Here is a 2,319-nt window from a genome sequence, read left to right as displayed (position 1 = left end):
GGCCTGATGATGGGCCATTTTCCCGTAGCAGTTTGGGGTAGCAGATGCTCTCTGGGGACCGTTTTTTGGGCGATCCCCGAGAGATTTCAAGCACTTGAGAAGTGCTGGTGCCCAGAAGAGGAGCGTAGCAGGGCGGGCCGTCGAGGTCGGATAGATCGCTCCGATTTTGTCCTGTCTTTTCAATGTCGAGAGGCGGGGCCAGTTCGAGTCCCAGAAGAACACCGGCATCATCACGCGCCTGACGGTCAGCAGCATGCTCACTGAGCGACGGCGGTGAGCCTGTGATATGATCGGTCTGGGTCATGTGCGGAGGCTCCGGGATCGTGGATCAGCATGAGGGACGGTGTGGTGATGATGGGACGGATGATCCGTGCCCGATCTGCCGGGGCGAAGAACTCGCCCCGGCTTTCCTCGCGATGATCGAGCGGGCAGCGGCTCAACCGGGTCAGGTCATGACGGTGGACGAGTTTACAGCATGGCTCGACGCTCAGGCAGCGAGCAGCCGATAGACCGACGCCCGCCCGATCTTGAGGCGCTTGGCGATCTGGGTGGCACCGAACCCCTGTTGACGAAGATCGCGCACAGCGTCGGGGCTGATCGTCGCGGGACGGCCCTTGTAGACATCGCCCCTGAGCTTCGCCGCCTCAATGCCCCGGCGCTGCCTCGCTTTGATGAAGTGTTTTTCCATCATCCCCACGAGCCCGAACACGGTCAACATGACCTCGGCCATGATGTCGGTGCCGTCGAGGGTGATGGCCGGGTCATTGATCCGCAGCACCGCCTTCTTCTCAATGACGCGCTTGGCGATCGTCAGCAGGTCGCCGGTGTCGCGCGCGAGACGATCCGGGTGGAGCGCCAGCAGCGTGTCACCTTCGTCGAGCAGGCGCAGGGCGGCTTCGAGTTGGTCGCGCCCGGTGAGCTTCGATCCGTTCCCGACATCGACGAACACGACAACCGCACCCAGTGACTCCAACATCGCCTTCTGGCTGGTGGCATCCTGCCCCTGATCGGTGCTGATCCGTGCGTAGCCGAGTGTCTTGCCCATCGAGCCTCCTGACTGTCCTGTTTGGCTCTAAGACACTCTCACAGAACTGTATTTCGTCAAGAAAATGCGACCCATGCGAGGCGGCGATCTGCCTCACTGACCGTCTTGCACATGGTTGCCCTATCGAGGCGAAGATCGCCCACCGAACGTCACTGAACGGCAGCGGCAGTGATCAAGCCGACAGTCGGCAGAGCATCTGGTCAACGGGGCTGAGCGGCAGGTGCCGGATCAGCACGAGCTTGTCAGCATGACGGATGGGGAGCCAGCCTATGCACGCGTGCGCGTCCCCTACGATGGCGACATAGGCCGGTGCGCCATGCTCCCCAGCATACCAGCCCGGATGAATGACTGCTCATTGAGAGTCAGATTCAGCATCGTTGGTCCCGTTCGCTCGTCGCACCACGTTTCTTCGCCAAGCAGGCGTCCACCCGTTCTTTATTGCGACCTGCATCTCGGTCCATTTTTTGGGATCGATTGCCACGCTTGCGGCCTCAATCCCCGGAGGCGATTCAATCCGACCCAACTGGATCGCTTCCCAGTCCGCCTTGTTTTCTGGCAGCGCATCATCGGGTTCGAAGGTTTCGAGCATCCGTTTGACTTCAGGTCGGCTGACTTCTTTTCCGCGCTCAGATTTCCAGCCACGTTCAGTCAAATACTTCACCAGTTTGGCAATGGGCGGTCGGCCCCGGTGGTCCTCCGTCCGTAAATGGACGATGAAAGAGGCAGCGTCGAGGAACCATCCCATTTGTCGCTGACGGCCGTTCTTGCCCGCGTTTGCTCTGCTCGCGACCTGACCATCATAGCGCTCTTGCTCAGTCAGTTCGTGCTTCGGTTTCCGACCCATGCTCCACCAAATGTTCGCACCCAAGCGCTACCCACTGACCTGCCCTAAAACGGCGTTCGTCAACGAGGTGCGCACCCCTTGGCAAGTAACTCACGTCAAGGGATTTTTTCAATGAAGATCACCAATATCGACCCAATCGTTAACATGGTCCTGAACCCGCTCACCCATGAAGAAGCCGCTGTCGCTGGCTTCCGCGTAATGCTCAAAGAAGCGGCTCGACATGGCGGCATCGAAAGCATGCTCAGCCGATCGCAAACCCTGCTCAGCAGGATCAAGCAGTTGGACAGCGAGGTCGTGGCATGTTGATTGCCGTTGAGAAGTGACCCGGGAATGGAGTGGGCCCCTGGGGTCGGACAGGTGGGACCATAATGATTGACCGTGGGTTTGGCTTTTGGAGAAAAGCCAATGCGACACCGTTCCCACAGCATGG

General features: G+C 59.6%; 4 protein-coding genes. 1 reads left to right on the top strand and 3 read right to left on the bottom strand.

Annotated features, from left to right (window positions below):
- The 3 genes from A8G00_RS25520 to A8G00_RS24615 all read right to left on the bottom strand — a co-directional run.
- Positions 1 to 304: hypothetical protein (locus A8G00_RS25520; RefSeq protein ID WP_216365664.1), on the bottom strand; the 304-nt coding region annotated here is incomplete at its 3' end.
- Positions 305 to 487: 183 nt separating this feature from the next.
- Complete coding sequence (locus A8G00_RS24620; protein WP_103001955.1) at positions 488 to 1,045, bottom strand: recombinase family protein; 558 nt, start codon at positions 1,043 to 1,045, stop codon at positions 488 to 490.
- A gap of 352 nt (positions 1,046 to 1,397) precedes the next feature.
- Entirely contained in the window at positions 1,398 to 1,889 is a 492-nt protein-coding gene (locus tag A8G00_RS24615) for a hypothetical protein (RefSeq protein WP_146032648.1), read from the bottom strand.
- A 111-nt stretch (positions 1,890 to 2,000) separates the two neighbouring features.
- Between A8G00_RS24615 and A8G00_RS24610 the strand changes: the two genes are divergently transcribed.
- On the top strand, positions 2,001 to 2,195 hold the full coding sequence (locus tag A8G00_RS24610) for a hypothetical protein (RefSeq protein ID WP_103001953.1): 195 nt from the start codon (positions 2,001 to 2,003) through the stop codon (positions 2,193 to 2,195).
- The last annotated feature ends 124 nt before the right edge of the window (positions 2,196 to 2,319 follow it).

The organism is Sphingobium sp. SA916 (assembly GCF_002894065.1).
GTDB classification, from domain to species: domain Bacteria; phylum Pseudomonadota; class Alphaproteobacteria; order Sphingomonadales; family Sphingomonadaceae; genus Sphingobium; species Sphingobium fuliginis.
Note: the sequence above shows the minus strand (reverse complement) of the source record. Positions and strands in the feature narration are given on the sequence as shown.